Source organism: Micromonospora sp. SL4-19, assembly GCF_047921475.1.
In the GTDB taxonomy this organism is placed as follows: Bacteria; Actinomycetota; Actinomycetes; order Mycobacteriales; family Micromonosporaceae; genus Micromonospora.
This window is the reverse complement of record NZ_JBLROB010000001.1, coordinates 233029-259055: the sequence shown is the minus strand read 5'-3', so window position 1 is coordinate 259055 and position 26027 is coordinate 233029. Positions and strand designations below refer to the sequence as shown.

The following is a 26027-nucleotide window of genomic DNA, read 5'->3' as shown; positions in this document are numbered from 1 at the left end:
CCCGCACGGACACCAGGAACGGGGCGGCGAGGGTCAGAGCTGGCCGAGAGATTTGAGGCGGAGGTAGATGTCGGCGACCGTCGGGGCGAGGCGGTCGGCGGGGGCGTCCACCACGGTCACGCCGTGCCGGGACAGGGCGGCCCGGACCCGGTCGCGCTCGGCCAGCGCCCGCCAGGCGGCAGCGGCGGCGTACGCGTCGTCCGGGCTGGTTGGCGGGGCGAGGGTGAGCCCGGTGAGCACCGGGTCGTGGGTCGCCGCGATCACCACCCGGTGCCGGGCGGCCAGCCGGGGCAGCACCGGTAGCAGCCCCTCGCCGAGCGCGCCCGCCTCCAGGGCGGTGAAGAGCACCACCAGGCTGCGCCGCCGCTCCCGGCGCAGCACCTCGCCGGCGATCAGTTCGAAGTCGGTCTCCACCAGCGCCGGCTGGAGCGGGGCGACCGCGTCCACCAGCCGGGAGAGCAGCGCGGGCCGGCCGCTGCCGGTCACCGTCGCCCGGACCGTGGTGTCGGCGGCGAGCAGGTCCACCCGGTCACCGGCCCGGGCGGCGAGCGCGGTGAGCAGCAGCGCCGCGTCGATCGCGGTGTCCAGCCGCGGCTCGTCGCCGACGCGTACGGCCGAGGTGCGGCCGGTGTCCAGCACGCAGACCAGTCGCCGGTCCCGCTCCGGCCGCCAGGTACGCACCAGCACGTCGGAGCGGCGCGCGCTGGCCCGCCAGTCGATCGAGCGGACGTCGTCGCCGACCACGTATTCGCGCAGGGTGTCGAACTCGGTGCCCTGACCCCGCCCGCGGGTCACCTGGACCCCGTCGATGATTCGCAGCTTCGTCAGCTTTTCGGGCAGGTGCCGCCGCGAGTCGAAGCGGGGCAGCACGCGCAGCGTCCACGGTGGTGTGGCGGGGCGGCCGGCGCGCTGCCGGAACGCGAGCCGCAGCGGGCCGAGGGAGCGTACGGCCAGCGCCGCCGCGGGCCGGTCGCCGCGCCGGGTCGGAGTGAGGCGGACCGGTAGCGCCGCCGTCCCGCCCGGCTCGACCGTCAGCACCCGTCCCGGCGGTACGTCCGGCCGGGCTCCCGCCGAGGGCACCCACGCGTCGCGTACCTGGGCGTGCAGCGTGCGGCCGGAGGTGTTGGCCAGGTGCAGGATGACGGTGGCGGTGTCGTCGAGCCGGACCGTCCGGTCGCCGGCACGGGTGGCGGCGAGCGCGCGCAGCGGCGCGGCCAGCGCCCAGTCGACGGCGACGAGCAGCAGCACCGCGCCGGTCATCACGGCGACGCCGAGGAACGGTGCCGGCCAGAGCGGCAGGGTGACCGTGCCCGCCGCGAGCAGCAGCGCCGCCCGCCAGGTCATCGGGGCGTCGGCACGGTGGCCAGCACCGTGTCCAGCACCGCGTCGACGCTCAGGCCCTCCAGTTCGACCTCGGGGCGCAGCCGGAGCCGGTGCCGCAGGGTGGGCCGGGCCACCGCCTTCACGTCGTCCGGCGTGACGTGGTCGCGGCCGGCCAGCCAGGACCACGCCTTTGCGGCGCTGAGCAGCGCGGTGGCGCCCCGAGGCGAGGCGCCCAGCTCCAGCGCCGGGGTGACCCGGGTGGCCCGGCACAGGTCCACCACGTAGCCGAGGAGCGGCTCGGCCACGTGCACCCGGCGGACCGCGTCCCGGGCCGCGGCCAGGTCGGCGGCGGTGGCCACCGGGCGTACGCCGGCGGCGTGCAGGTCGCGCGGGTCGAAGCCGGCGTGGTGCGCGCGGAGCACGCCCAGCTCCTCGTCCCGGCTGGGCAGCGGCACGGCCAGCTTGAACAGGAACCGGTCGAGCTGCGCCTCGGGCAGCGGGTAGGTGCCCTCGTACTCGATGGGGTTCTGGGTGGCGGCGACGATGAACGGCTCGGGCAACGGGCGGCGCTCGCCCTCGACGGAGACCTGCCGCTCCTCCATCACCTCCAGCAGCGCCGACTGGGTCTTCGGGGGCGTTCGGTTGATCTCGTCGGCGAGGAGCAGGTTGGTGAAGACCGGCCCCTCGCGGAAGGTGAACGCGGCGGTGCGCGGGTCGAAGATCAGCGACCCGGTGACGTCGCCGGGCATCAGGTCGGGGGTGAACTGCACCCGCTTGGAGTCCAGGTCGAGCGCGGTGGCCACGGCCCGAACCAGCAGGGTCTTGGCCACCCCCGGTACGCCCTCCAGCAGCACGTGTCCCCGGCACAGCAGCGCGATCACCAGGCCGGTGACGACGGCATCCTGCCCGACGACGGCCTTGGCCACCTCGGCCCGCAGCCGGTGCAGGGCGGCGCGGGCGTCGGTCGGTGCGGCGGCGATGACGGGTCCGGTCACCGGGGATCTCCTTCGGTCGGATGGGCGACGGTACGGGTCAGGGCGTCCAGGTCGCGGGCCAGCTCCAGCAGCTCCCGGTCGGTGGTCGGCTCGGCGCCGTGCAGCAGCCCCGCCACCTGTTCGGCGCCGGCGCCGGTGTGCCCGGCGACCCGGGCGGCCACCTCGGCGGGCGGGGTGTCGGGCGGCAGGTTGAGCCGGGGCAGCAGTCGGGCCAGTGCGGCGGCGCGCAGGGTCTGCGCGGCTGGTCCCCGGGCGCCGGCCCGCCGGTAGAGCCGGGCCCGGCCGAGCACCGTCTCGGCAGAGCGGACGGTCACCGGCAGCGGCTCCGGAACGGGCGGGCCGAGCCGGCGGGCGCGCCAGAGCACCGCCAGCAGCCCGGCCAGCGCGAGCTGGACCAGCAGTGCCCAGAACCAGGCCGGGAAGGCGTCCCAGAGCGGGTTGTGCCACGGCCGGCGGTTGTCGTCGGAGCGTTCCCGGTGGGGCGGCGTGCCGTCGCCGTTGCCGTTCCCGTTGCCGTTGCCGTTTTCGGCGGTGGGGCCGGGCGACCAGTTCGGTCCGTCGGGCGCGGGGGCCGGGCCGGGCAGGTCGAGCCAGACCAGCGGGCGGTCGCCGCCGAGCAGACCGGTGGCGAGGGCGCGGTTGCCCCACTCGTCGATCCGGTCGTTGCGGAACGGGTCGCTGGCCCCGATCACCACCACCTCGGTACGCCACGGCACCCGGACCAGTCCGCCCGAGTAGCAGCGGCCGGCCGACGAGCTGTCCTGAACGGCGTACCGCTGCCGGTCGGCGGCGGCGGCGCCGGCGCGGTCGGCCTCGCCCAGTGGGCAGCGGTGTCCGTCGGCGTCCGGGGAGGTGACCCGGGTGGCCCAGCGACGCTGGGCCGGCCCCAGCGGCACGCCCAGCGCTGCCAGCACCCGGCGGGACGGGTCGACCAGCACCAGTCGGCTGTCGGGCGGCAGGTTGGTCAGGGCGGCGAGGGTGTCCGGGTGCACCAGTTCCGGGGCCGGCACGAAGAGGGTCGCGGGGCCCGGCGCGGTGGCCTGCAGCGCCCGCAGGGTGTCGGTCTCCCGGCGTACGGTCACGCCCTGTCCGCGGAGCGCCTCGGCCAGCCGGCTGCCCCCGTCGTCGCCGGAGGCGACCGGGGAGAGGAAGCCCTGGTCGCCGGCGTCGGGCTGGTCGACCGCGTGGAAGACCAGGGTGGCCACGATCAGCAGGACGGCCAGTCCGAGCGGGATCAGCACGCGGTGCCGCCGGCGCCGGGCCGGTGGCGGGGTGATCGGGCGGGGCGGGTCGAGGGTGGCGGTCACCGGCGTTCACCGTCCCCGGCCAGTTCGTGGTGCAGGTCCGTGGCGAGGTCGCGCATCCGGTGGTCGTGCTGTGGGGTGGCGGGACGTTGGGCGTACCAGAGGTCGGAGAAAATGGTGCCGGCCGCGTGCAGGGTGGGGTGCACCCGGGGGCGGGCCCGGGCCGCCGCCGTGGTCAGCTCGGTGACGGTCATCCCTGGGCGCGGCTCGATCACCTGCCGGGCCACCAGTTCGCCGACCATCTCGCGGAGCCGTTCCCGGACCGCCTCGGCGTACCGGCCCTCTGCGGCGAGCCGGTCGGCGAGGCTGGCCTGGCCGGCCGCGACCGGCTCGGGTGCGCGGGGTGCGGGCACCGTCAGCGCCTCGTCCACCGGCCGGGTCTTCGGCCGCCGCCGGCGGCGGGGGAGCCGCAGCCTGGGGAGCCGCAGCCGCAGCCGCAGCCGCAGCCGCAGCCGCAGCCGCAGCCGCAGCCGCAGCCGGAGCCGGGGCAGCCGCGGCCGGGGGATCCGGCGGGGCACCCAGGCCGGGAAGAAGTACCAGGCCAGGGCGGCCAGCAGCGCGGCGAGCAGCAGGAGCAGGGCGGCCAGCGGCAGCGGTACGACGTCCCCGAGCGCGGCGACCGCCTCGGTCCACCAGCGGCTCACCGCGGGACCGCCAGCAGGGCGGGTTCCGGGGCCCCGGCCGGCGCGCGGGCGAGCCGGATGTCCAGCCCCTCGGTGCGCATCCGGGTCTCCAGGTGCAGCACGGCGTCGAGGCAGGCCAGCGCCGGGTACGCGAGCGCGTTCACGCCTACCCAGGTGGCCGTGGCGACCGGCAGCGCCCACGCGGAGAGGTCGAACAGGCCGAGCAGCCCGAGACCGTGGTAGGCGCCGACGCCGATGCCGAGCCGGATCAGCCACCAGCCCAGGTAGCCGAGGAGCCGGATGCCGGCGGCCCGCCCACCGGCGCGCACCGCGAGGGCGAGCGCGCGCCGCGGTGCCCGGTGCGCCGGGACCCGGTCCACCACCAGCGCCGGGACGACGGCGCCGAGCAGCCCGTACGCGACGAACCAGGCCGGCCCGGCCAGCCCGGCGAGGCAGACGGTGAGCCCGACCGCCGCCGCGGCCGGCAGCGTCGCACCCCACCGGGCCTGGTCCGGGCGCACCAGTTCGCGCGGCCCGGACCGGCGGCCGAGCAGCGCCGCCGCGGCGCCCCGGGCGGCCGGGTTGCCCAGCACGGCGATGATCAGCGCTTCGGTTCCGGCACCGACCGCCAGCAGCAGCCAGGCCCAGCCGAGCCGGTCGAGGTCGGGCCACCATTCGGGTGGTCGGGCGTCGGCCAGCAGTCGCAGCGGGTGCAGCAGCAGTTGCTCGCCGACGGCCAGCAGGACGGCGAGCGGGACCAGCAGCCGGGCCTGGCCGCGCAGCAGCAGGACGGCCGAGTCCAGCAGCTCGCCCACCGTCAACGGGCGGCGCGGGAGCACGGTGGTCGGGCCGACGTCGGGCACGCGTACTCCTGGCGGACGGGCGGTGGTGGCGGGCGACGACGCGCCCGAGGGATCATGGTTGCACGGCCGGTCCTGTTCCGGTGGACCTGTCCGCCGCGGGCGCGCCTCGCAGGAGGTCCGCCCGGTCGGCGGTGGTGCGGGGCGTCCCGTAGCGGTTACGGTGCCGTGATGACGCCGATCCCTTCGAATAGAACGGGGATGGAACGATAAACCCCATGAGAGCCCGGGTACTGGTGGTCGACGACGACCCCGCGCTCGCCGAGATGCTCGGCATCGTCCTGCGCAGCGAGGGCTTCGTGCCCTCCTTCGTCGCGGACGGGGAACGGGCGCTGGCCGCGTTCCGTGACGGTCGGCCCGACATCGTCCTGCTCGACCTGATGCTGCCCGGCATGAGCGGTATCGACGTGGCCCGGGCGATCCGGGCCGAGTCCGGCGTGCCGATCGTCATGCTGACCGCCAAGAGCGACACGGTGGACGTGGTGCTCGGGCTGGAGTCCGGGGCGGACGACTACGTGGTGAAGCCGTTCAAGCCCAAGGAGCTGGTGGCCCGGATGCGGGCCCGGCTGCGCCGGGGCGAGGATGTGGCCCCGGAGCTGCTCACCATCGGCCCGCCCGGCAACCAGATCTCGATCGACGTGCCGGCGCACACGGTCACCCGGGACGGCGAGGAGGTGAAGCTGACCCCGCTGGAGTTCGACCTGCTGGTCGCGCTCGCCCGCAAGCCGCGTCAGGTCTTCACCCGCGAGGTGCTGCTGGAGCAGGTCTGGGGCTACCGGCACGCTGCCGACACCCGCCTGGTGAACGTGCACGTCCAGCGGCTGCGGGCCAAGATCGAGCCGGATCCGGAGCGACCCGAAATCATCCTCACCGTGCGGGGCGTGGGCTACAAGGCGGGCACGGGATAGCCTGGTCATCACTGTGGTGACCTCCCCGCCCCCCGACTCCCCGGCTGCCGCGTCCCGCCGGCTACGCGCCGCGCGGGCGCTGTGGCACGTCCTCGTCGACCGTGCGGCCCGGCTGGCCGGCGGGGTCCACCAGACCTGGCGGCGGTCGCTGCAGCTCCGCGTGGTGACCATCACCCTGGTGGCCTCCAGCCTGCTGGTCGGTGGGTTCGCGTACGTGATCGCCGACAAGATCACCGGCATCCTGGTGGAGAACGCCCAGAACGACGTCCTGGCGCGGCTGCGCAACGGCAGCGAATACGCGGGCAAGCAACTCCGCACCTTCAACCAGCCGGCGGAGGCCCAGCTCCAGGACACCATCGACGGCACGGTCAACTACCTGGCCGGCGGTGACCCGGCGCAGACCAGCGGGGTGGTCGTGGCCATCACCGCGGACAGGCACGCGGGCATCATCGAGGCCCGGACCTCCCCGGTGACGGACCTCGGGCCGCTGATCAGTCCGGAGATGCGGGCCAAGGTGGCCGACGGCTGGGTTTCCCACCAGATCCGCACCGGCACGCTCGGCGGTCAACGCACCAAATACCTGGTCTACGGCTCACCGGTGCCGACCGGGTTCGGGCAGGTGGAGCTCTACTACCTCGTGCCGCTGGCCCGGCAGGATGCCACCGCCGCCGACGCCCGGGCCACCGTGGTCGCCACGGGCGTGGCACTGGTGCTCCTGCTGGGCCTGCTCGCCGCCCTGGTCACCCGGCTGGTGGTGACTCCGGTACGGGTGGCCGCCCGGACCGCCCAGCGGCTCTCCGCCGGCCTGCTCGACCAGCGCATGGTGGTCAACGGCGAGGACGACCTGGCCCTGCTGGCCGCCTCGTTCAACCAGATGGCGACCAACCTGCAACGGCAGATCCTCCGGCTGGAGGAGATGTCCCGGTTGCAGCGTCGCTTCACCTCGGACGTCTCGCACGAGCTGCGAACCCCGCTGACCACGGTCCGGATGGCCGCCGACCTGATCTTCGCCGAGCGGGACGAGTTCGAACCGGCCGTGGCCCGCAGCGCCGAGCTGCTCCAGGCCGAGCTGGACCGGTTCGAGGAGTTGCTCACCGACCTGCTGGAGATCAGCCGCTTCGACGCCGGCTTCGCCATGCTGGATGCCGAGCCGACCGACCTGGTGCCGGTGGTGCACCGGGTGGCCGAGCGACTGGCCGGGCTGGCCGAGCGGGTCGGCGTGGCCGTCGAGCTGGACGTGCCGAGCACGCCGGTGATCGCCGAGGTGGATCCGCGCCGGGTCGAGCGGGTACTCCGCAACCTGATCGGCAACGCGGTGGAACACGGTGAGGCCAAGCCGGTCCTGATCACCCTCGGCATGGACCAGAGCGCGGTGGCGATCACCGTGCGGGATCACGGCGTCGGGCTCAAGCCGGGCGAGGAGAAGCTGGTCTTCAACCGCTTCTGGCGGGCCGACCCGTCCCGGGCCCGGCAGACCGGCGGCACCGGCCTCGGCCTGTCCATCAGCCTGGAGGACGCCCGGCTGCACGGCGGCTGGCTGGAGGCGTGGGGCGCGCCCGGCCAGGGCGCCCAGTTCCGGCTGACCCTGCCCGCCCGGGCCGGCGACCGGCTGACCACCTCGCCGCTGCGGCTGGTTCCGGCCGACGCGGCGCTGCCGTTCGGCGGTCCGCGCCAGGGCGGCCTGCTGGCCATCAGCTCAGGCAGCCCCGGGGCCCTGGTCATCGGGCCGGCCGAGGGCGGCGACCGCGCCGAGGTGACGTCGTGAGCGCGAGGAGTGAGCCGGGGTTGCGAGCCCCGCAGTCGCGAGCTGAGGTGATGGCGTGAGGCCGCGGCTGCTGCCCATACTCCTGGCCGGCGTGCTGCTGCCCGCCGGGCTGGCCGGCTGCGGCATCCCGCACGAGACCGACGTCCACGTGGACGGGCGGTTCGGGCAGGCGGCCGAGTCCGGTGCGCTCGGCGGCAGTGCCTCCCCGCCGCCCGGCCCGACGGCCAAAGACCCGAAGGAATTCATCCTCAATTACCTCTCCGCCGCCGCCGGGGAGCGGGAACAGGCGTACAACCGGGTCAAGCAGTTCACCGCGCCCGAGGCGCAGGGCTGGTTGAAGGGGAAGCAGAGCAACGATCCTCTGTACGTGATCCGCCTCCGGGAGCAGCCGGAGGCCACCCGGAACAACGAGGGCACCTACAAGGTCACGGTCAAGGTCCAGCAGCTCGGTGTGCTCCGCGCGCAGGACGGTGTCCTGGCGTCTCCAGGGACCCCCGTCGCCGATACCGAGTACACGTTCATGCTCCGCGAGGCCCGCGAGGGCGAGGGTGAGTCCGGGTGGCGCATCACCGGCGACCCGCCGCAAAAGCTGCTGCTCAGCGACGAGGCGTTGGGGTCTTACTACGCCCCGCAAACCATCTACTTCTGGTCCGGAACGAACCAGACGCGGTTGGTGCCGGACCAGCGCTACCTGCCGAAGGCGCTGCCGGTCGAGCGCCAGGTCACCGAGGTGGTCAAGTGGCTCGCCGCCGGCCCGCAGGACTGGCTCGCGTCCGGCGTCCTCCGGCTGCCGGACCAGACCAGTCCGATCAACAACGCCACCCGCTCGGACGGGCGGTGGGAGGTGAACCTCAGATCGGGGGCGGACGACAAGCGGCTGGCCCGGCTCGCCACCCAGCTCGCCTGGTCGGTGCCGGAGCAGGTCACCGGCGAGCTCGATCTCAAGATCCAGGATCAGAGCCGGACGATCGTCGACATCAATCAGGAGAAGTCCGCGCACCAGAATTACCCGTTCGAAGGCAACCCGCAACGGTTCTGTATCTACGACGGTGCGATCCACCCCCTCTCCCTGACCGACGGGCCCCCCGGAAGCGTGCCGGTGGACGCCCCCCAGAACCGGAGCATCGTCACCGCGGCGCTCAGCCGATCGGACGGGAAGATCGACGGGAAGATCCTCGCCGCGCTCGTGACCACCCGGGCGGATCGCCTCCAGCAGCTCAAGGTCGGCTCCGGGCCGGGCCCGGTCACCGACTTCCGCGCCGAGAAGAGGTGGTTCACCAGTGTGAGCCGGCCAACCTGGCTCCGCTCGCTCGACCCGCAGCACCCGTACGGGCTGGTTGCCGCCGACGGCGACCTCTACCGGTTCGACGGATCGGGGAAGCTGACCCAGGTCCCGCTCGGCGTGGGCGGCAAGGTGACGGCGGTGGCCGCCTCGGCCGACGGCCACCGGGTGGCGCTGGTCATCAACCGGGCGCTCTACGTCGCGGTGGTCAGCACCGACGGGGGCCTGGGCTCGCCGCGTCCTGTGGTCACCAAGCTGACCGACATCACCGCCGTCGACTGGTACGCGGAGAACCGCCTCGTCTTCGCCGGCTCCGAGCCGCGCGGGGGGACGCGTGAGGGGCGGCCCGCGATCAGCGCGAGCAACATCGACGGGGCGCGGGAAGCCGCACTCGACACGGACATCGGCGCTCAGGTCACGAACTTGTCCGCGTACCCGGGGCCGGAGGTGGCTGGGGTCATGTACGAGGCGAACAAGGTTGCCTACCGGAGCAATCCGTCCAAAACCCCCATCGTGCGGGCGCAGGTCCAGGATGTGACGCCGCCACCGACGGGGACCAAGGTCGCCGATCCGACGGCCCCCTTCTTCCTCTACTGAGGCGCGTAGCGGTGCGGGACCTGGGCGGGCTCTGGTCGGACCTGACCGACCTGGTGCTGCCGACCGGGTGCGCCGGCTGCGGGGAGCGGGTCGCAGGGTTGCGGCAGGGCTTCTGCCCGCGCTGCGTCGACGAGCTGACGGCGTTGCGCCCCGCGCCGACCCGCCCGGACCCGGCCCCACCGGGCCTGCCGCCCTGCGTCGCCCTCGGCCCGTACGCCGGCGCGCTGCGGGAGGGGTTGCTGGCGTACAAGGAGCGGGGCCGGCACGGGCTGGCGCGGCCGCTGGGCGCGCTGCTCGCCGAGGTGGTGGCCACGGCGGTGGAAACGGCCCGGCCGGTGACCCTGGTGCCGGTGCCGGACACCGCGCGGGCGGCCCGGGCCCGGTACGGCGACCACCTGGACCGGTTGACCCGCCACGCGGCGGACCGGCTGCGGGCGGCCGGCTGGCGGGTGCGCGTGCTCCGGCCGCTGCGGGCGCTGCCCCGGCCGGACTCGGTCGCCCTGGACAGTGCCGGACGGGCCGCCGCAGCCGACGCGGCGTTCCGGCTGCGCGGAACCGGCGGTGTGCCGGTGGACGGGCCGGTGGTGCTGCTCGACGACATCGTCACCACCGGGGCGACGCTGGCGGCGGTCAGCCGGGTTTTGCGGGCTGCGGGAATGACGCCAAAGGCCGCGGTGGTGCTCGCCGCAACGCAAAAGCGACCCCATCGGTAACGCTTCGTGTTTCCGTTTCACCCCATGGTGTATGACCTGCGGCCAGTCTCGACAACGAGGGGTGACGACCGGGGAAACAGGCGTTAGCGTTCTTGTGTCGGGGGTAGGAGGTTTGCCCAACCGCCCCCGACGTGGGAAGGGAGGCGTAGCCGTACCAATCGGTCGACGCCGAGCGGGATGCTCCCAGGGCACGTCGACCGACGACTGATTCGAACGACCGTCCGAACAAGGGAGGTCACGTGGACATCGTGGTCAAGGGCCGTAACGTCGAGGTGCCGGACCATTACCGGGTGCATGTAGCCGATAAGCTCGCGAAGATCGAACGCTACGACCACAAGCTCATTCGCGTGGACGTCGAGCTGTTCCACGAGCGCAATCCGCGCCAGGCCGATCACTGCCAGCGGGTGGAAATCACCTGCGTGACGCGTGGCCCGGTGATCCGGGCCGAGGCCTGCACGAGTGATTTCTACAGTGCGCTGGACACGGCAATCGCCAAGCTGGACACCCGGTTCCGCCGGGCGGCCGACCGGCGTCGGGTCCATCGCGGGCGGCACGCGCCGCTCTCCGTCGCCGCCGCCACCGCCGACCTGCCCGTCGCCGACCTGAACGGGCCGGGCCTGGCCGTGCTGAACGGTGCGGGGGCGGCCACCGCGGTCGCCGTACGCCCTGACGAGGACGGCGACCAGGAGCACGACGACCAGCCGTGGCACATCGCGCGGGCGAAGGTGCACCCCGCCGAACCGATGACCGTCGACGACGCCCTGTTCCAGATGGAACTGGTCGGCCACGACTTCTACCTGTTCCAGGACAAGGAGTCCGGGCGTCCGAGCGTCGTCTACCGCCGGCACGCCTACGACTACGGGATCATCTCCCTCGACACCGGGCTCTGACCCCCTGCGACACCCGCCGGGAGCCGTGGCGGTCGACCGCCACGGCTCCCGCGAGGCGCGGCACCCCGGCTAGCGGGGGCCGCCGGTCAGCGCGGCAGGTCCGACGCGAGCAGGCCGAACAGGAGCGAGTCGGTCCGGGTGCCCTCCGGGCCCGGCAGTCGGCCGCGCAGCAGCCCCTCGCGGGTGAAACCGACCTTCTCCAGCACCCGCTGGGAGGCGACGTTCTCCGGACGGGTGCCGGCCCAGAGCCGGGCCAGGCCGATGTCGAACGCCCAGCCGGCGAGAAGGCCCACCGCCCGGGTGGCCAGGCCCCGGCCGCGCGCCTCCGGCAGCAGGCTGTAGCCGAGCATGGCCTGGCCGCTGGCGGGCTCGTCGTACACCAGGGCGCAGCCGCCGGCCACCGTGCCGGTCGCCGCGTCCAGGATCGCGAGGTCGGCCGAGCGGCCGGCCAGCCAGTGGCTCTCCGCGAGGCGGCAGCGCCGCTCGATCGACTCCCGGGTCGGGGCCGCCGGCGGCAGTCGGTTCGCCACCACCTCGGGCAGCGTGTGCAGCCGGTGCAGCGGGTCGGTGTCCGCCGGGGCGAGCCGGCGCAGGGCCACCACGCCGTCGGTGAGCCGGCCGTCGGGCAGGTCGGGCAGCAGCCTGTCGGCTGGGCCGGGCGGGTCGTCGGCGAGGCGGACCCAGGCGATCAGGTCGTGCCGGCCGCCACCGCGAGGCGTCAGCGAGTCGCGGCCGGGGTTGGCCGACCGGCGTACCCCCTCGTGCCGGAACCCGGCGGCCAGCGCGACCCGCTGGCTGGCGGTGTTCTCCTCGTTGGTGAGCAGTTCCAGGCGGGCGCAGCCGGCGGCGAAGGCGTGCTCCGCGAGGGCGCGGGTCGCCGCGGTGGCCACGCCTCGACCGCGTGCCCAGGGCGCGACCCAGTAGCCGATTTCCAGCTGGGCGCGGGCCGGCACCGGGTGGCTGAGGCCGATGCCGCCCAGCAGCCGGTCGGTGGCCGGGTCCGCGATCGCGTACGCGGCGCCGCCGGCGGCCCAGGCCGCGGGTGCGCCCTCGGTGATCCACCACCGGGCGCTCTCCTCGGTGTACGGGTTCGGCATGCCGGAAACGCCCCGCTGGGTGACCGGATCCGCGCAGGCGACGACCGTGTCCGGCACGTCGTCGAGGCGGAACGGCCGCAGGCGTACCGCGTAAGAGTCGATCGTCTCCGGCGTCACGTCAGGTCCGTGGGGAGCAGCGCGGCCACCCAGACGTCCGGCCGCTCGCTCCGCTGCTGGATGCCGCTGCGGGTGGTGCCCTCGAAGACGAATCCCGCCTTCTCGGCCGACCGGCGGGAGGCGGTGTTGCCCACGTTGGCCCGCCACTCCACCCGGGCCAGGCCGAGCGTGGTGAACCCCCAGGCGCTGAGCGCGCCCAGCGCGGCCGGCATGTAGCCCCGGCCCCGGGCGTGTGGGGCGGTCATGAAGCCGACGTCGGCGACGAGCGGGTCGGCAGGAGAGATCCGCAGGTCGATCGAGCCGGCGTACCGGTCGTCGGCATCGGCGATGGCGTAGTTGGCGCCGGTGCCCCGGGCCCAGGTCGGCTGGGCGATGTCCCGCAGGAAGCTCGCGGCGTGCTCCGGCTGGTAGGGGTGCGGGACGCTGGTCCAGCGCACCGTCTGGTCGTCCTGGCAGGTCGCCACGAGCGCGTCCAGGTCGCGCTCCTCGAGCGGGCGCAGCCGCAGCTCGGTGGCGCCCGCCGTGGCGAACAGGACGGGCTGCGGGCGGCCGAACACGGCGGCCCGGCGGGCCGCCAGGGTGCCCGGGCCGGCGGGGCCGGGTTCGCCGGGCGCGGGCAGCTCACCCGGGAGCAGCGAACCGAGCCAGCCCTCCCGGCGCCCGCCGACGGCCGGCGTGGCCAGCCGCAGCTCGCCTTCGATCAGGAAACCGGCCCGCAGCGCGACCAGCCGGGAGGCGTGGTTGCCGATCTCGGCCTGCCAGATCAGCCGGCGCAGCTTGCGGACGTCGAAGGCCCAGCGGGCGACCGCCCGGGTGGCGCGGACCGCGACGCCCCGGCCACGCGCCCAGGGCGCGGTCCAGTAACCGATCTCGGCGCTGCCCAGGCCCCGGTCGATCGAGACCAGGCCGCAGGAGGCCAGCAGTTCGCCGGTGGCCGCGTCACAGACCGCGAACTCCGCCCCGGTGCCGTCGGCCCAGGCCGCCTGGCTCCGCCGGCTGACGAAGTCGAGGGCGTGTTCGGGCAGGTACGGGCGGGGTACGGTGGTCCAACGCTGGATGTCCGGATCCTGGCAGGCGCGGTGCACCGCGTCGGCGTCCTCCGCCCGCCACGGTCGCAGCAGCAGGCCGTCCTCGATGATCTCCACGGGCTCCATTCGGGTCATCGTGCCGGACCGTTCGCGCTGGGCGTAACCCGATTACCCGCCCGCCGGCGTGTCGGTGAGGCGTTATGTCGGGTTCGGGGAGCCGGACCACCGCCACCAGTGACCACCACCGCGATGGAGCGCCTACGATGGTTCGAGACCGTCTAGGGGAGCGTTGATCCGTGTCGATTCTGGAAAAGGTCCTTCGCGCCGGCGAGGGCCGTATGGTGCGTCGGCTCAAGGCCATCGCTGCCGCCGTCAACTCGATCGAGGACGACTACGTCAACCTCAGCGACGACGAGCTGCGCGCCATGACCGACCAGTTCAAGGAGCGGCTCGCCGATGGCGAGACCCTCGACGACCTGCTGCCCGAGGCGTTCGCGGTGTGCCGGGAGGCCGCCTCGCGGGTGCTCGGCCAGCGGCCGTACGACGTGCAGGTGATGGGCGGCGCGGCGCTGCACTTCGGCAACATCGCCGAGATGAAGACCGGTGAGGGCAAGACCCTGACCTCCGTCATGCCGGTCTACCTCAACGCGCTGTCCGGCAAGGGCGTGCACGTGATCACGGTGAACGACTACCTGGCCGAGCGCGACGCCGCGTGGATGGGCCGGGTGCACGAGTTCCTCGGCCTCACCGTCGGCGTGGTGCTGCCCAACCGGCCGGCCAGCGAGCACCGCGCCGCGTACGAGTGCGACATCACCTACGGCACCAACAACGAGTTCGGCTTCGACTACCTGCGCGACAACATGGCCTGGTCGAAGGAGGAGCTGGTCCAGCGCGGCCACTTCTTCTCGGTGGTCGACGAGGTCGACTCGATCCTCATCGACGAGGCCCGGACCCCGCTGATCATCTCCGGCCCGGCCGAGCACTCCGCCCGCTGGTACCAGGAGTTCGCCGCCGTGGTGGCCCGCCTCCAGGTGGGCACCGACGGCGAGGGCGACTACGAGGTCGACTACGCCAAGCGCACCATCGCCATCAGCGAGCGCGGCGTGGCCAGGGTCGAGGACCGACTCGGCATCGACAACCTCTACGAGTCGGTCAACACCCCGCTGGTCGGCTACCTCAACAACGCGATCAAGGCCAAGGAGCTCTACAAGCGCGACAAGGACTACATCGTCAGTGAGGGCGAGGTCCTGATCGTCGACGAGTTCACCGGACGCATCCTGCACGGCCGCCGCTACAACGAGGGCATGCACCAGGCGATCGAGGCCAAGGAGGGGGTGGAGATCAAGCAGGAGAACCAGACCCTGGCCACCATCACCCTCCAGAACTACTTCCGGCTGTACGAGAAGCTCTCGGGCATGACCGGTACCGCCCAGACCGAGGCCGGCGAGTTCAACAAGGTCTACAAGGTCGGCGTGGTGACCATCCCGACGCACCGGCCGATGGTCCGGATGGACCGGCCGGACGTCATCTACAAGACCGAGAAGGCCAAGTTCAACGCGGTGGTCGAGGACATCGCCGAGCGGCACGAGCAGGGCCAGCCGGTGCTGGTCGGCACGGTCTCGGTGGAGAATTCCGAGATCCTCTCCCACATGCTGCGCCGCCGCGGCATCCCGCACTCGGTGCTGAACGCGAAGTTTCACGCCAAGGAGGCGGAGATCGTCGCCCAGGCCGGGCGCAAGGGCGCGGTCACCGTCGCCACCAACATGGCCGGCCGTGGTACGGACATCCTGCTCGGCGGTAACGCCGAGTTCCTCGCCGCCAACGAGCTGCGCCAGCGCGGCCTCGACCCGGTCGAGCAGCCGGAGGAGTACGCCAAGGCGATGGAGGAGGTCCTGCCCGAGTGGAAGCAGGCCTGCGACGCCGAAGCTGAGGAGGTCGCCGCCGCCGGTGGTCTCTACGTGCTGGGCACCGAGCGGCACGAGTCCCGCCGGATCGACAACCAGCTCCGCGGCCGGGCCGGCCGCCAGGGTGACCCGGGCGAGTCCCGCTTCTACCTCTCCCTGCAGGACGAGCTGATGAAGCGCTTCCGGGCCGGCGCGGTCGAGGCGGTGATGGACCGCTTCAACATCCCGGAGGACGTGCCGATCGAGTCGAAGATGGTCACCCGCCAGATCAAGAGCGCGCAGGCCCAGATCGAGGGCCAGAACGCCGAGATCCGCAAGAACGTCCTCAAGTACGACGAGGTGATGAACAAGCAGCGCCAGGTGGTCTACGCCGAGCGCCTGCGGGTGCTCAACGGCGAGGACCTCTCCGACCAGGTCCGCAACATGATCGACGACACGGTCACCGCGTACGTCACCGGCGCCACCAGCGACGGTTACGCGGAGGACTGGGACCTCGACCAGCTCTGGTCGAGCCTCAAGCAGCTCTACCCGGTGGCCGTGACCGTCGAGGAGCTGGAGGAGGAGGTGGGCTCGCGGGCCGGCCTCGACCAGGACTTCCTGCTCGCCCGCCTCAAGGAGGACGCGCACGCCGCGTACGACCGGCGCGAGGAGCAGCTCGGCGAGGACGCGGTACGCCAGCTCGAGCGGATGGTCCTGCTCCAGGTGATCGACCGCAAGTGGCGTGAGCACCTCTACGAGATGGACTACCTCCAGGAGGGCATCAGCCTGCGGGCGTACGCCCAGCGCGACCCGGTCATCGAGTACCAGCGCGAGGGCTTCGACATGTTCGCCACCATGATGGACGGCATCAAGGAGGAGACGGTCGGCTTCCTCTACAACCTCGAGGTTCAGGTCCAGGAGCCGGAGCCGGAGGCCGAGGAGGTGCAGCTGCTGGAGAAGCCGGTGGAGATCCGCGCCAAGGGCCTCAACCGCGCGCCGCAGCAGCAGGGCCTGCAATACTCCGCGCCCGCCGTCGACGGCGAGGCGGGGCGGGGCGCACCGATCATCGAGAACTCCGATCAGCAGGCACCGGCCCTCGGTGTCGGCCGCACCGAGGCGCCGGAGCGTCCCGCCGCGTCGACCCCGCGCCGGACGACCGCCGGGATGAGCGGTCAGGCGGTCGCGGCCAGCACCGCCCGGCGCGGCGCTCCGGGGCAGGTGGACGCCGGTGAGGGTCCTTCCCGCAACGCGCCCTGCCCGTGCGGCTCCGGCCGCAAGTACAAGCGGTGCCACGGCGCCCCCAACGGCGGCAACTGACCCCACCGCGCGAGCGACGACGGGCCCCGGCCGGGTACGGCCGGGGCCCGTCCACGTCTCCGGGTCTCCCCTGGGCGGGCCGCCCGCTCGGGCGCCCCGGCCGGCCGGCGATGCCCTCCCGCAGTCGTCGGTCGAACCGAGGATCAGAGGACGTCGAGGGTGACGCAGAGCCAGGTGCCCCGCCGATGCTCCAGGCGCAGGGCGACGGCCCAGCTGGCGCCGGTGCCGGCGAGCACGGCTGCGGCCTCGACGGCGCCGGCGCGCGGCTCGCACACGCGCAGCCGGCGGAGCTGGAGGGTCGGCCGGGTGGAGCGGCGGCGGACCGGGCCGCCGCGCCGGGCCGCCCGGACCAGTTCGGCGGCCACCCGGGCTGCGGCGTCGGGGACGCAGAGCGGCCGGAGCTGCCCGGGCGGCCGGTAGCCGTTGACGATTTCCAGGAAGGTGCGGACGAACCGGTGGGCGGCCCGAACGGCCTCGGGTGTGGCGGTGACCAGGGCGGCCGCCGGCGGTCCACCGGTGCGTCGCCCCGGGCCGGCCGGGGCCGGCCGGAGGTCGGCGGGGCGCCCGGTGGGGCGGCCGGGATCGCGGCGGCGGGGGTTGAACAGGTCGAGGGCGAGCTGGTCGACGTCGCCCCACGACGAGCCCTCGTCGACGCAGGGTGGGTCGATCGGCGGAGCGGGGCGGAGACGGACCGGGGGCCGCGGTGCCAGCGGGCGGCGCGTGTCGACCATCCTCAACCCCTGTTCGTTGCGTTTGCCTTCGTTTGCCTCCGACAGTTGTTCATTCTGGGGCAGGGCAACGCCGACCGTCAATGCCGGTGTGGAATCGGGCGATCACTCCGTGTCGCGGTCGGCGAGTGGGTTGTCGCGTACCCATTCGGCGGTCTCCGCGTACTTGCGCTGGATGTACTCCTCGAGCTGAGTGCGTTCGACCCGCCACTGCCCGCGGCCACCGATCTTGATCGCGGGCAGCTCGCCGCTGCGCACCATGTGGTAGACCTGCGAGTCCGAGACATTGAGCTCGGCGGCCACGTCGGAAAGGAGCAGGAACCTCGGCTCCACGGTGACTCCCCAGGTCGGCTACGTTTGCCTCAGTTTGCCATCAGCCGCCGCCCCGCCCCAGCCGCCGTTGCGGCGATCCGGCCGGGACACACCGGTGGGGAGCTTCTCCCGGGCGGGTGCAAGGTGTATGACGGTCACGCGTACGGCATGATCGGCACCCGGAGCCGGCATCCGCCGGACGGGCCTGAGCAGGGGAGAGACCGGTGACCGACGAGCTTGTCCGGGTGTACGTGCCGGCGACCGTCCCGATGCTGGCGCTGCTGCGCGAGCAGGGGCTCGCGGTAGACGAGGCACACGCGGTCACTCCGGAGCTGCGGGAGTGGTACGCCGAGGGCGACGAGGAGGAGCTGGAGTACGTCGCCTTCACCCGGGCCGCCCAGGACGCGCTGATGCTGCTCCGATCGGACCCGGCGGCACCCCGGCGGCGGGTGGTCGTCTCGGTGGACCTGCCGGCCGTGGCGGTCGGGCGGGTCGACGGCGAGCTCGGCTCCAGCGTCGTCCGGTTGGCCGGGCCGGTGCCGGTGGCCGCGGTCGCCGCGATGCACGTGGACGGCGCGGAGGCGGTCGACGACGTGGCCGCTGCCGCCGAGGTGGTCGCCGACGCCCGGGCCGGCGATCCGGACGCCCAGTTCACGGTCGACGGCGCCGAGGACCACGAGCTGGAGTGGTACGACGTGACCGAGCTGGACCTGCTGCTGCGCGAGGTCTCCTGAGCCGGATCGCCGGAAACGGCGGTCAGGCGGCCGGCTCGTCCTCGTCCTCGGCGGGACGCGGGCCGAGCGTGCGGCCGAACGCGACGAGCGCGGTGAGCGCCCCCACGAAGAGCACCCAGATGCCGTTGTCGATCCGCGAGGTGCCGAGCGTGGTCTGCGCCACCTCGTCCGCGTCGCTGAGCGCGGCGGCCAGGTCGAGCAGCCCGCGCCCACCCACTCGGATGATCACCTCGGTGAGCAGCAGGAGCAGCCCCGGCCCGGCCCCGGCGACCAGGTAGGCGGGCCAGCGCAGCGGCGACAACTCCAGCTCGGCGCGTCTGACGCCGCGCCGCGACCTGGAGCCGTCGTCCGCCGACCCGTCACGACGGGCCGCGCGACGGCGGGCCCAGGCGAGGTAGCCGAAGGCCACCAGGCCGGCGATCAGCCCGGCGAGCAGCGACTCCGTGCGGGACACCCACTTCGCGGCGTCGAGCATCGACTGCTGGGTGTCCCCGGCCCCGAACAGGTCGGACAGCGGGTCCCGGGCGCGGCTGAACAGCACCACGAACACCTGTGCGGCCAGCGTGGCGGCGGCGAGGCCACCCACCATCCTCGCGTTGCGGGCGCCCGCCATCGCGCCGCCGACGATGGCCGCCGCGGCGGTGGTGCCGGCGATGGTGTTGGTGGTCGCGTTGTCGGCGTACGTCAGGTTGATCGCCACCGCGGCGGCGAGCCCGACCAGCAGGCCGGTGCCGACGGCGGCGAGGAAGCGCAGGGTGGCCCGGCCGAGCCGGTTGGTCGCGGCCAGGGCGACCGCGGCCCCGGCGATCAGCGCGGCGGCGATGACGCCGGGCAGCGCGTAGGCGGAGAGGCTGATCGCGGTGACGCCGGCCGTGGTGCTGTTGATCGCCGCCCGGGTGGACCAGAGCATCGCCGCCAGCCAGCCGACCGCGATCACCGCCAGCACCACCGCGCCGGGGGCGTACGTCGGCTGTCCGGTGCCCTCCGCCGCCGCGACCGCCTCGTCGACCGGGGCGGGCGCCGGCTGCTCCGACACGTCGGCCTCGGGCTGGTCCGGCTCCGCGGCCGTGGAGCTGCCGGGCTGCTTGCTCATCGTCTTCCCTTCGACGGACGCCGAAATCGGCCGCGACGGGCCGGGCAGGTCACCGGCAATCCAGGGTACGCGTCGCCCCCGGAGGCCCTTCCGAACCCGCCTCACGTGCCCGTGCATCAGGGCGCACGGCGATGCCGGTGGCGATCCGGGCCGATGACGGATCGCAGGTGGAGAGGCGGCCTGGCTGATGGTTCGTCGGATGAGGATGGGTTCCTGCCTACGGTCCGGTGTGTGGGGGTGCGTCCCGGTCTCTCGAGTCGACCTCCGGGCGGGGCGGCCGGAGGAGGGACGGCGGGGGTGGGGCGGGCGTGTCGCATGAAAGAATCGGCCGAGGTCCCGCCGCCGCGACCGGTCCGCCGCGCGGTGTCCGGCACCCGGCCGCCCGGCCGGTGCCGCGGGGCCGGTTTCGCCATCGCCGTCGAGATCGCACAGGAGCTGTGATGGACGCCGTGTTCTCCGTACCCGAGCCGCGCAACGAGCCGGTCAACACCTACGAGCCCGGCAGCGCCGACCGGGAGCGGCTCCAGCGACGGCTGGCCGAGCTCGCCGCCGAGCAGATCGAGCTGCCGATGACCATCGCCGGCGAGCAGCGGATGGCCGGTGGCGAGTCGATCAACGTGGTCCAGCCGCACAAGCACGCCCACGTGCTCGGCGTCACCGGGCACGCCACCCACGACGACGCCCGCGCCGCGGTCGAGGCCGCGAAGGCCGCCGCCCCGATGTGGCGCGCGCTGCCGTTCGAGGAGCGCGCCGCGATCTTCCTGCGCGCCGCCGACCTGCTCTCCGGCCCCTGGCGGGACACCCTCAACGCGGCCACCATGCTCGGCCAGTCCAAGACGGCCGTCCAGGCCGAGATCGACGCTGCCTGCGAGTTCATCGACTTCCTGCGGTTCAACGTCTACTTCGCCCGCAAGCTGCTGGCCGAGCAGCCGATGTCCTCGCCGGGCGTGTGGAACCGGTTCGATCACCGCCCCCTCGAAGGCTTCGTCTACGCGGTCACCCCGTTCAACTTCACCGCGATCGCCGGCAACCTGCCCTCGGCGCCGGCCCTGCTCGGCAACACCGTGGTCTGGAAGCCGGGCCCGACCCAGCAGTTCGCCGCGCACTTCACCATGCGGCTGTTCGAGGCGGCCGGCCTGCCGCCCGGTGTGATCAACATGGTCACCGGGCGCGGCGAGGAGGTCTCCGAGGTCGTGCTCGCCGATCCGGACCTGGCCGGCATCCACTTCACCGGGTCGACCAAGGTCTTTCAGCACCTGTGGCGGACCGTCGGCGAGAACATCGCCCGGTACCGGGGCTACCCGCGTCTGGTCGGCGAGACCGGCGGCAAGGACTTTGTGGTCGCGCACACCAGCGCCGACGTGGACGCCCTGCACACCGCGCTCATCCGCGGCGCATACGAGTACCAGGGGCAGAAGTGCTCGGCCGCGTCCCGGGCGTACATCCCCCGGTCGATCTGGGAGGGCGGGCTGCGGGACCGGCTGGCCGCCACCGCCGACTCGCTGGCGTACGGCGACGTCACCGACTTCCGCAACTTCGGCGGCGCGGTGATCGACGACAAGGCGTTCGGCCGGCACACCGCCGCGCTGGAGCTGATCAACGGTGACGACACCTGCCGGGTCCTGGCCGGTGGCACCGCCGACGACTCGGTCGGATACTTCGTCCGGCCGACGCTCTTCGAGTGCTCCGACGCCGCGCACGAGACCTTCACCACCGAGTACTTCGGTCCGATCCTCGGCGTGCACGTCTTCGACGACGCCCGCTTCGACGAGGTGGTCGCGCAGGCCGAGTCGATCGCCCCGTACGCGCTGACCGGGTCGATCTTCGCGACCGACCGCCGGGTGGTCGACCAGGTGGCCGAGAAGATGCGGTACGCGGCCGGCAACTTCTACATCAACGACAAGCCGACCGGCGCGGTGGTCGGGCAGCAGCCCTTCGGCGGCGCCCGGGCCAGTGGCACCAACGACAAGGCGGGCTCCTGGCACAACCTGGTCCGCTGGATGTCGCCGCGGACGATCAAGGAGACCTTCGTCCCGCCGACCGACCACGGGTACCCCCACATGGGCTGAACCGGCGAAGGCCGCCGGTGGCGCGCGGAGTGCCACCGGCGGCCCGGCCGGGCCATCCGGCGGCCCGGCGGCCACCAACGGTGACCGCCCGGGGGAGTCTCCGGCGGTCCCCGGCGGACTGTCGTCCACCGACAGTGCACATCGGACGACCCAACCGGTGCCGAAAACGGCAAATCCTGGACGCCGGGTCGGGCAAAGTGGCAGCTTAGAGGGCATGGCGGAAACCGGAGTCAACCCGACCGCGGCGGCCCTGCTGGGGCTGCTGCACGAGGGCCCGATGACAGGCGGCCAGCTCATGGCCGCCGCCGAGCGCCGACTGGCGCCGTACTGGTCGATGACCCGCAGTCAGGTCTACCGGGAGCTTCCGGTGCTGGCTGAGAAGGGCATGGTGCGGCTCGGTAAGCCCGGCCCGCGGATGAGCCAACCGTACGCGATCACGGCGGCCGGAAAACGGACATTCTCCCGCTGGCTGGCCGAAAACCCCGGCAAGGACACCATCCGTAACCCGGTCGCGCTGCGGATCGCCTTCGGCGGCCTGCACTCCCAGACTCAGCTCAAGAACCTGTACGCGTCGGCGAACGAGTACCACGCCGAGGCCCTCGCGGCGGCGCGTGAGCAGGTCAAGAACGCCAAGAAGGAAGGCGACAACTACGACGCCAGCGCGTTGGAGTTCGCCGTCGCCTACCACAAGGCGGCCCTGTCCTGGCTCAAGGCCGCACCGGTCGGCTGACCGCCCCGGGCGGGCCGGGCGGCCGCGGTGAGCGGCCTTCGGGTGGTGCCGCGCGGACTTTTCGCGGGTGACCGCGGGGCAGGCACGCTGAGCGCTCGCCCGCGCAGTACGCTTGTCTGTCGTGACCGCTGCCGATTACGCCGAACAGCTCAAGGAACTCGACGCCACCCTGCGCAACATCGAGGCCGTCCTCGACCTCGACAAGCTCCGCGAGCAGAAGGCTCGCCTGGAGCAGGAGGCCTCCGCGCCGGATCTCTGGGACGACCAGGCCAAGGCGCAGCAGGTGACGTCGCAGCTGTCGTACGTCAACGGCGAGATCAGCAGGCTCGGTAACCTCCGCTCCCGGCTCGACGACGCCGGGGTGCTGCTGGATCTCGCCGAGGCCGAGTCCGACCCCGGCACGCTCGCCGAGGTCGAGTCGGAGATCACCGGGCTGACCAAGGCCGTCCAGGAGATGGAGGTCCGCACCCTGCTCTCCGGCGAGTACGACTCCCGGGAGGCGCTGGTCGCCATCCGGGCCGGTGCCGGCGGCGTGGACGCGGCGGACTTCGCCGAGATGCTGCTGCGGATGTACCTGCGCTGGGCCGAGCGGCACGGTTACCCGACCGAGGTCTACGAGACCTCGTACGCCGAGGAGGCGGGCCTCAAGTCGGCCACCTTCACGGTCAAGGTGCCCTACGCCTACGGCACGCTCAGCGTCGAGTCCGGCACCCACCGGCTGGTGCGGATCAGCCCGTTCGACAACCAGGGCCGGCGGCAGACCAGCTTCGCCGGCGTCGAGGTGCTGCCGGTCGTCGAGCAGACGGACCACATCGACATCCCCGAGAACGAGATGCGGATCGACGTCTACCGCTCCTCGGGCCCGGGTGGGCAGAGCGTCAACACCACCGACTCGGCGGTCCGGATCACCCACATCCCGACCGGCATCGTGGTCACCTGCCAGAACGAGAAGTCGCAGCTGCAGAACAAGGCCTCCGCGCTGCGGGTGCTCCAGGCCCGGCTGCTGGAGCGTAAGCGCCAGGAGGAGCAGGCCAAGCTCCAGGGCCTGAAGACCGAGGCCGCCGGCTCGTGGGGCGACCAGATGCGCTCGTACGTCCTGCACCCGTATCAGATGGTGAAGGATCTGCGTACCGAGCAGGAGACGGGCAATCCGTCCGCGGTCTTCGACGGTGAGCTGGACGGCTTCATCGAGGCGGGCATTCGCTGGCGCAAGCAGCAGCAGCTCACCACTGACGGTGCGTGACCGGGCTCGGACGGAGCGCGTCATCGATCTTTGCCTGACCGGCTGAATCGATGACGCGACTCGCAACTACGGGGCGGGGGGCTTGGCTCTCCGGTTACACCGCGTAGACTCTCGACCCGTGATTCAGCTTGAGCAAGTGACGAAGACGTACCCGAAGGCGTCCCGGCCTTCGCTCGACAGCGTGTCCGTCTCGATCGAGAAGGGCGAGTTCGTCTTCTTCATCGGTCCATCCGGCTCCGGCAAGTCCACGATCATCAAGATGCTGCTGCACGAGGTCACCCCCAACAAGGGGCGGATCATCGTGAACGGCAAGGACGTCACGTCGATGCGCTCCTGGAAGCGACCCCAGTTCCGGCGTTCCATCGGCTGCGTCTTCCAGGACTTCCGCCTCCTGCCGAACCGCACGGCGTACGAGAACGTGGCGTTCGCCCTGGAGGTGATCGGCAAGACCAAGGCGGTCGCGCGTCGGGTCGTTCCGGAGGTGCTGGAGCTGGTCGGGCTCGGGGGGAAGGAGCACCGCTACCCCCACGAGCTCTCCGGTGGTGAGCAGCAGCGGGTGGCGGTGGCCCGGGCGTTCGTGAACCGGCCGCTGATCCTGCTGGCCGACGAGCCCACCGGAAACCTGGACCCGGACACGTCGATCGAGATCATGCGCCTGCTGGACCGGATCAACCGCACCGGCACGACCGTCGTGATGGTCACGCACGACTCCAACATCGTGAACCAGATGCGCCGCCGCGTCATCGAGATCGAGAGCGGCCGCATCGTGCGCGACCAGGCCCGCGGCGTCTACGGCTGATCCGTCCTCGTTGACGATCCGTAGACCCTGACGACGAACACCTCACGCCGGAGAGCCGGAGGAATTCCCGATGCGGATGAAGTACGTCCTGTCCGAGGTACTGGTCGGGCTGTGGCGCAACGTCACCATGACCATCGCGATGATCATCACGATGGGGGTGTCGCTGTTCATGCTGGGCGGTAGCGGCCTTCTCTATCAGAAGGTCGGCGACATGAAGGACCTCTACTACGAGAAGGTCGAGGTCTCGATCTTCCTCAAGACCGACGCTCCGCCGGAGCAGCGCGACGCTCTCAAGGCCAAGCTGGACGGCGACCCGCTGATCAAGAACGTCACCTACGTCGACAAGGCGGAGGCGTACAAGCGCTTCCAGCAGATGTACGCGGACGCCCCGGACCTGGTGAACGCCATCAAGCCGGACCAGCTGCCCGAGTCGTTCCGGCTCACGCTGGTCAACCCTGAGCAGTACAAGAACATCTACGACCAGTACAAGGACTCCGAGGGCGTCGACGAGATCGTCGACCAGAGCAAGTTGCTCGACAAGGTCTTCGGCGTCCTCACCGGCATCCAGAACTTCGCGCTGGCCATCGCGATCGTGATGGCGGTGGCCGCGTTGCTGCTGGTCGCGAACACCATCCAGGTGGCCGCGTACAGCAAGCGGCGCGAGGTCGCGGTCATGAAGCTGGTCGGCGCCTCCAACTGGTTCATCCAGGCGCCGTTCGTGCTGGAGGCCGTGGTCGCCGGCCTGATCGGCTCGATCCTCGGCCTGGTGGCGCTGATCGGCTTGAAGGTCGTGGCGGCCGGTGGGTCGATGGCCGCTCTGGAGAGCCTGATCACGCCGGTCTCCTGGTCCGAGATCTTCCTGATCTTCCCGCTGATGGCCGGCGTCGGCGGCCTGGTGAGCGCGGTCACGGCCTGGGTCACGCTCCGCTTCTACCTGCGGGTCTAGTCACCGCGACGGGCTCTCCAAGGGCCCTCCCGTGCCGGAATAAACGGCGCGGGAGGGCCCTTGTCATTCGGGTAGCATGATCCCCGCTCCGCGGCCGGTGGCCGTGGACCGATGAGGAAGGAGGTGGCGCCGATGCCACGGGAAAAGGGCCGCAAGGTGGTCGCCTCCAACAAGAAGGCGCGCCACGACTACGCCATCCTCGACACGTACGAGGCGGGCATGGCGCTGACCGGCACCGAGGTCAAGTCGCTGCGGGCCGGGCGGGCGTCGCTGGTCGACGCGTTCGCCCAGGAGCGTGACGGCGAGCTCTATCTGCACGGCATGCACATCCCGGAGTACACGCAGGGCACCTGGACCAACCACGAGCCCCGGCGTACCCGGAAGCTGCTGCTCAAGCGGCTGGAGATCGACCGGCTGATCGGCAAGAGCCGGGAGAGCGGTCTCACCATGGTGCCGTTGCAGGTCTACTTCTCCGACGGCTGGGCCAAGGTGGAGATCGGCCTGGCCCGGGGTAAGAAGTCGTACGACAAGCGTCAGGATCTTGCCAAACGGGACGCCGATCGGGAGATCGCCCGTGTGGTGGGCCGACGCGGCAAGGGGATGGGCGACTGAAAAGTCTGGTTTGTCCGGGGGTCGGTTTCCGGCCGGCCTCGGGATGAATCCGGTTGCGC

At 72.6% G+C, this 26027-nt stretch carries 23 protein-coding genes; 13 read left to right on the top strand and 10 right to left on the bottom strand.

Annotated elements, in window-relative coordinates:
- Positions 1–33: 33 nt before the first annotated feature.
- The 5 genes from ACNAVT_RS01110 to ACNAVT_RS01090 are packed head-to-tail and all read right to left on the bottom strand — an operon-like array spanning position 34 to position 5108.
- Complete coding sequence (locus ACNAVT_RS01110; protein ID WP_416291917.1) at positions 34–1344, bottom strand: DUF58 domain-containing protein; 1311 nt, start codon at positions 1342–1344, stop codon at positions 34–36.
- Positions 1341–2318, bottom strand: a complete 978-nt coding sequence (locus ACNAVT_RS01105; RefSeq protein WP_416291915.1) for an AAA family ATPase — start codon at positions 2316–2318, stop codon at positions 1341–1343. Before ACNAVT_RS01105 ends, ACNAVT_RS01110 begins: the two co-directional genes overlap by 4 nt.
- Entirely contained in the window at positions 2315–3625 is a 1311-nt protein-coding gene (locus ACNAVT_RS01100) for a DUF4350 domain-containing protein (protein ID WP_416291913.1), read from the bottom strand. Before ACNAVT_RS01100 ends, ACNAVT_RS01105 begins: the two co-directional genes overlap by 4 nt.
- A complete protein-coding gene (locus ACNAVT_RS01095) occupies positions 3622–4266 on the bottom strand; it encodes a DUF4129 domain-containing protein (protein ID WP_416291911.1) in 645 nt (214 codons plus the stop codon). The genes ACNAVT_RS01100 and ACNAVT_RS01095 overlap by 4 nt, the downstream gene beginning before the upstream one ends.
- Positions 4263–5108 (bottom strand): hypothetical protein, encoded by an 846-nt coding sequence (locus tag ACNAVT_RS01090; RefSeq protein ID WP_416291909.1) that lies wholly within the window; start codon positions 5106–5108, stop codon positions 4263–4265. Before ACNAVT_RS01090 ends, ACNAVT_RS01095 begins: the two co-directional genes overlap by 4 nt.
- Before the next feature lie 215 nt (positions 5109–5323).
- On the opposite strand from ACNAVT_RS01090, the gene mtrA reads away from it, so the two are divergent.
- The 5 genes from mtrA to hpf all read left to right on the top strand — a co-directional run bounded on the left by mtrA (position 5324) and on the right by hpf (position 11260).
- Positions 5324–6013 (top strand): MtrAB system response regulator MtrA, encoded by a 690-nt coding sequence (gene mtrA / locus ACNAVT_RS01085; RefSeq protein ID WP_416291908.1) that lies wholly within the window; start codon positions 5324–5326, stop codon positions 6011–6013.
- Positions 6014–6092: 79 nt separating this feature from the next.
- Positions 6093–7778, top strand: coding sequence for an MtrAB system histidine kinase MtrB (gene mtrB / locus ACNAVT_RS01080; protein ID WP_416292812.1), 1686 nt, complete (start codon positions 6093–6095; stop codon positions 7776–7778).
- Between the two features lie 55 nt (positions 7779–7833).
- Positions 7834–9657 (top strand): LpqB family beta-propeller domain-containing protein, encoded by a 1824-nt coding sequence (locus tag ACNAVT_RS01075; RefSeq protein WP_416291906.1) that lies wholly within the window; start codon positions 7834–7836, stop codon positions 9655–9657.
- 11 nt (positions 9658–9668) lie between these two features.
- Positions 9669–10370, top strand: a complete 702-nt coding sequence (locus ACNAVT_RS01070) for a ComF family protein (RefSeq protein WP_416291904.1) — start codon at positions 9669–9671, stop codon at positions 10368–10370.
- A 239-nt stretch (positions 10371–10609) separates the two neighbouring features.
- The gene (hpf, locus tag ACNAVT_RS01065) at positions 10610–11260 is read left to right on the top strand and encodes a ribosome hibernation-promoting factor, HPF/YfiA family (RefSeq protein WP_416291902.1); all 651 of its coding nucleotides are present in this window, start codon (positions 10610–10612) and stop codon (positions 11258–11260) included.
- Positions 11261–11346: 86 nt separating this feature from the next.
- Here the strand turns inward: hpf and ACNAVT_RS01060 are convergent, their stop codons facing one another.
- Positions 11347–12474, bottom strand: a complete 1128-nt coding sequence (locus ACNAVT_RS01060) for a GNAT family N-acetyltransferase (RefSeq protein WP_416291900.1) — start codon at positions 12472–12474, stop codon at positions 11347–11349.
- Complete coding sequence (locus ACNAVT_RS01055) at positions 12471–13628, bottom strand: GNAT family N-acetyltransferase (protein ID WP_416291898.1); 1158 nt, start codon at positions 13626–13628, stop codon at positions 12471–12473. The genes ACNAVT_RS01060 and ACNAVT_RS01055 overlap by 4 nt, the downstream gene beginning before the upstream one ends.
- Positions 13629–13798: 170 nt before the next feature.
- Here ACNAVT_RS01055 and secA point away from each other — a divergent pair, with 170 nt between their 5' ends.
- Positions 13799–16702 carry a preprotein translocase subunit SecA gene (gene secA, locus ACNAVT_RS01050; RefSeq protein ID WP_416291896.1) on the top strand — a complete coding sequence of 968 codons (2904 nt, stop codon included), beginning with the start codon at positions 13799–13801 and terminating at the stop codon, positions 16700–16702.
- Positions 16703–16845: 143 nt separating this feature from the next.
- On the opposite strand, the gene ACNAVT_RS01045 is transcribed toward secA, so the two are convergent.
- Positions 16846–17433: an Rv3235 family protein gene (locus tag ACNAVT_RS01045; protein ID WP_416291894.1), complete on the bottom strand. Its 588-nt coding sequence runs from the start codon at positions 17431–17433 to the stop codon at positions 16846–16848.
- Positions 17434–17535: 102 nt separating this feature from the next.
- Positions 17536–17763 carry a helix-turn-helix transcriptional regulator gene (locus ACNAVT_RS01040; protein ID WP_416291892.1) on the bottom strand — a complete coding sequence of 76 codons (228 nt, stop codon included), beginning with the start codon at positions 17761–17763 and terminating at the stop codon, positions 17536–17538.
- A 203-nt stretch (positions 17764–17966) separates the two neighbouring features.
- On the opposite strand from ACNAVT_RS01040, the gene ACNAVT_RS01035 reads away from it, so the two are divergent.
- Positions 17967–18476: a DUF6912 family protein gene (locus ACNAVT_RS01035; protein WP_416291890.1), complete on the top strand. Its 510-nt coding sequence runs from the start codon at positions 17967–17969 to the stop codon at positions 18474–18476.
- A 22-nt stretch (positions 18477–18498) separates the two neighbouring features.
- On the opposite strand, the gene ACNAVT_RS01030 is transcribed toward ACNAVT_RS01035, so the two are convergent.
- Positions 18499–19569 (bottom strand): hypothetical protein, encoded by a 1071-nt coding sequence (locus tag ACNAVT_RS01030; RefSeq protein WP_416291889.1) that lies wholly within the window; start codon positions 19567–19569, stop codon positions 18499–18501.
- A 440-nt stretch (positions 19570–20009) separates the two neighbouring features.
- Between ACNAVT_RS01030 and pruA the strand changes: the two genes are divergently transcribed.
- The 6 genes from pruA to smpB all read left to right on the top strand — a co-directional run bounded on the left by pruA (position 20010) and on the right by smpB (position 25968).
- The gene (gene pruA, locus ACNAVT_RS01025; protein WP_416291887.1) at positions 20010–21638 is read left to right on the top strand and encodes an L-glutamate gamma-semialdehyde dehydrogenase; all 1629 of its coding nucleotides are present in this window, start codon (positions 20010–20012) and stop codon (positions 21636–21638) included.
- A 214-nt stretch (positions 21639–21852) separates the two neighbouring features.
- Positions 21853–22368 carry a PadR family transcriptional regulator gene (locus tag ACNAVT_RS01020; RefSeq protein WP_416291885.1) on the top strand — a complete coding sequence of 172 codons (516 nt, stop codon included), beginning with the start codon at positions 21853–21855 and terminating at the stop codon, positions 22366–22368.
- Positions 22369–22489: 121 nt separating this feature from the next.
- The gene (gene prfB, locus ACNAVT_RS01015) at positions 22490–23611 is read left to right on the top strand and encodes a peptide chain release factor 2 (protein ID WP_416291883.1); all 1122 of its coding nucleotides are present in this window, start codon (positions 22490–22492) and stop codon (positions 23609–23611) included.
- A 118-nt stretch (positions 23612–23729) separates the two neighbouring features.
- Positions 23730–24410: a cell division ATP-binding protein FtsE gene (gene ftsE, locus ACNAVT_RS01010; RefSeq protein ID WP_416291881.1), complete on the top strand. Its 681-nt coding sequence runs from the start codon at positions 23730–23732 to the stop codon at positions 24408–24410.
- Positions 24411–24480: 70 nt separating this feature from the next.
- On the top strand, positions 24481–25356 hold the full coding sequence (gene ftsX / locus ACNAVT_RS01005) for a permease-like cell division protein FtsX (protein ID WP_416291879.1): 876 nt from the start codon (positions 24481–24483) through the stop codon (positions 25354–25356).
- A 132-nt stretch (positions 25357–25488) separates the two neighbouring features.
- Entirely contained in the window at positions 25489–25968 is a 480-nt protein-coding gene (smpB, locus tag ACNAVT_RS01000; RefSeq protein ID WP_416291877.1) for an SsrA-binding protein SmpB, read from the top strand.
- Positions 25969–26027 lie beyond the last annotated feature (59 nt).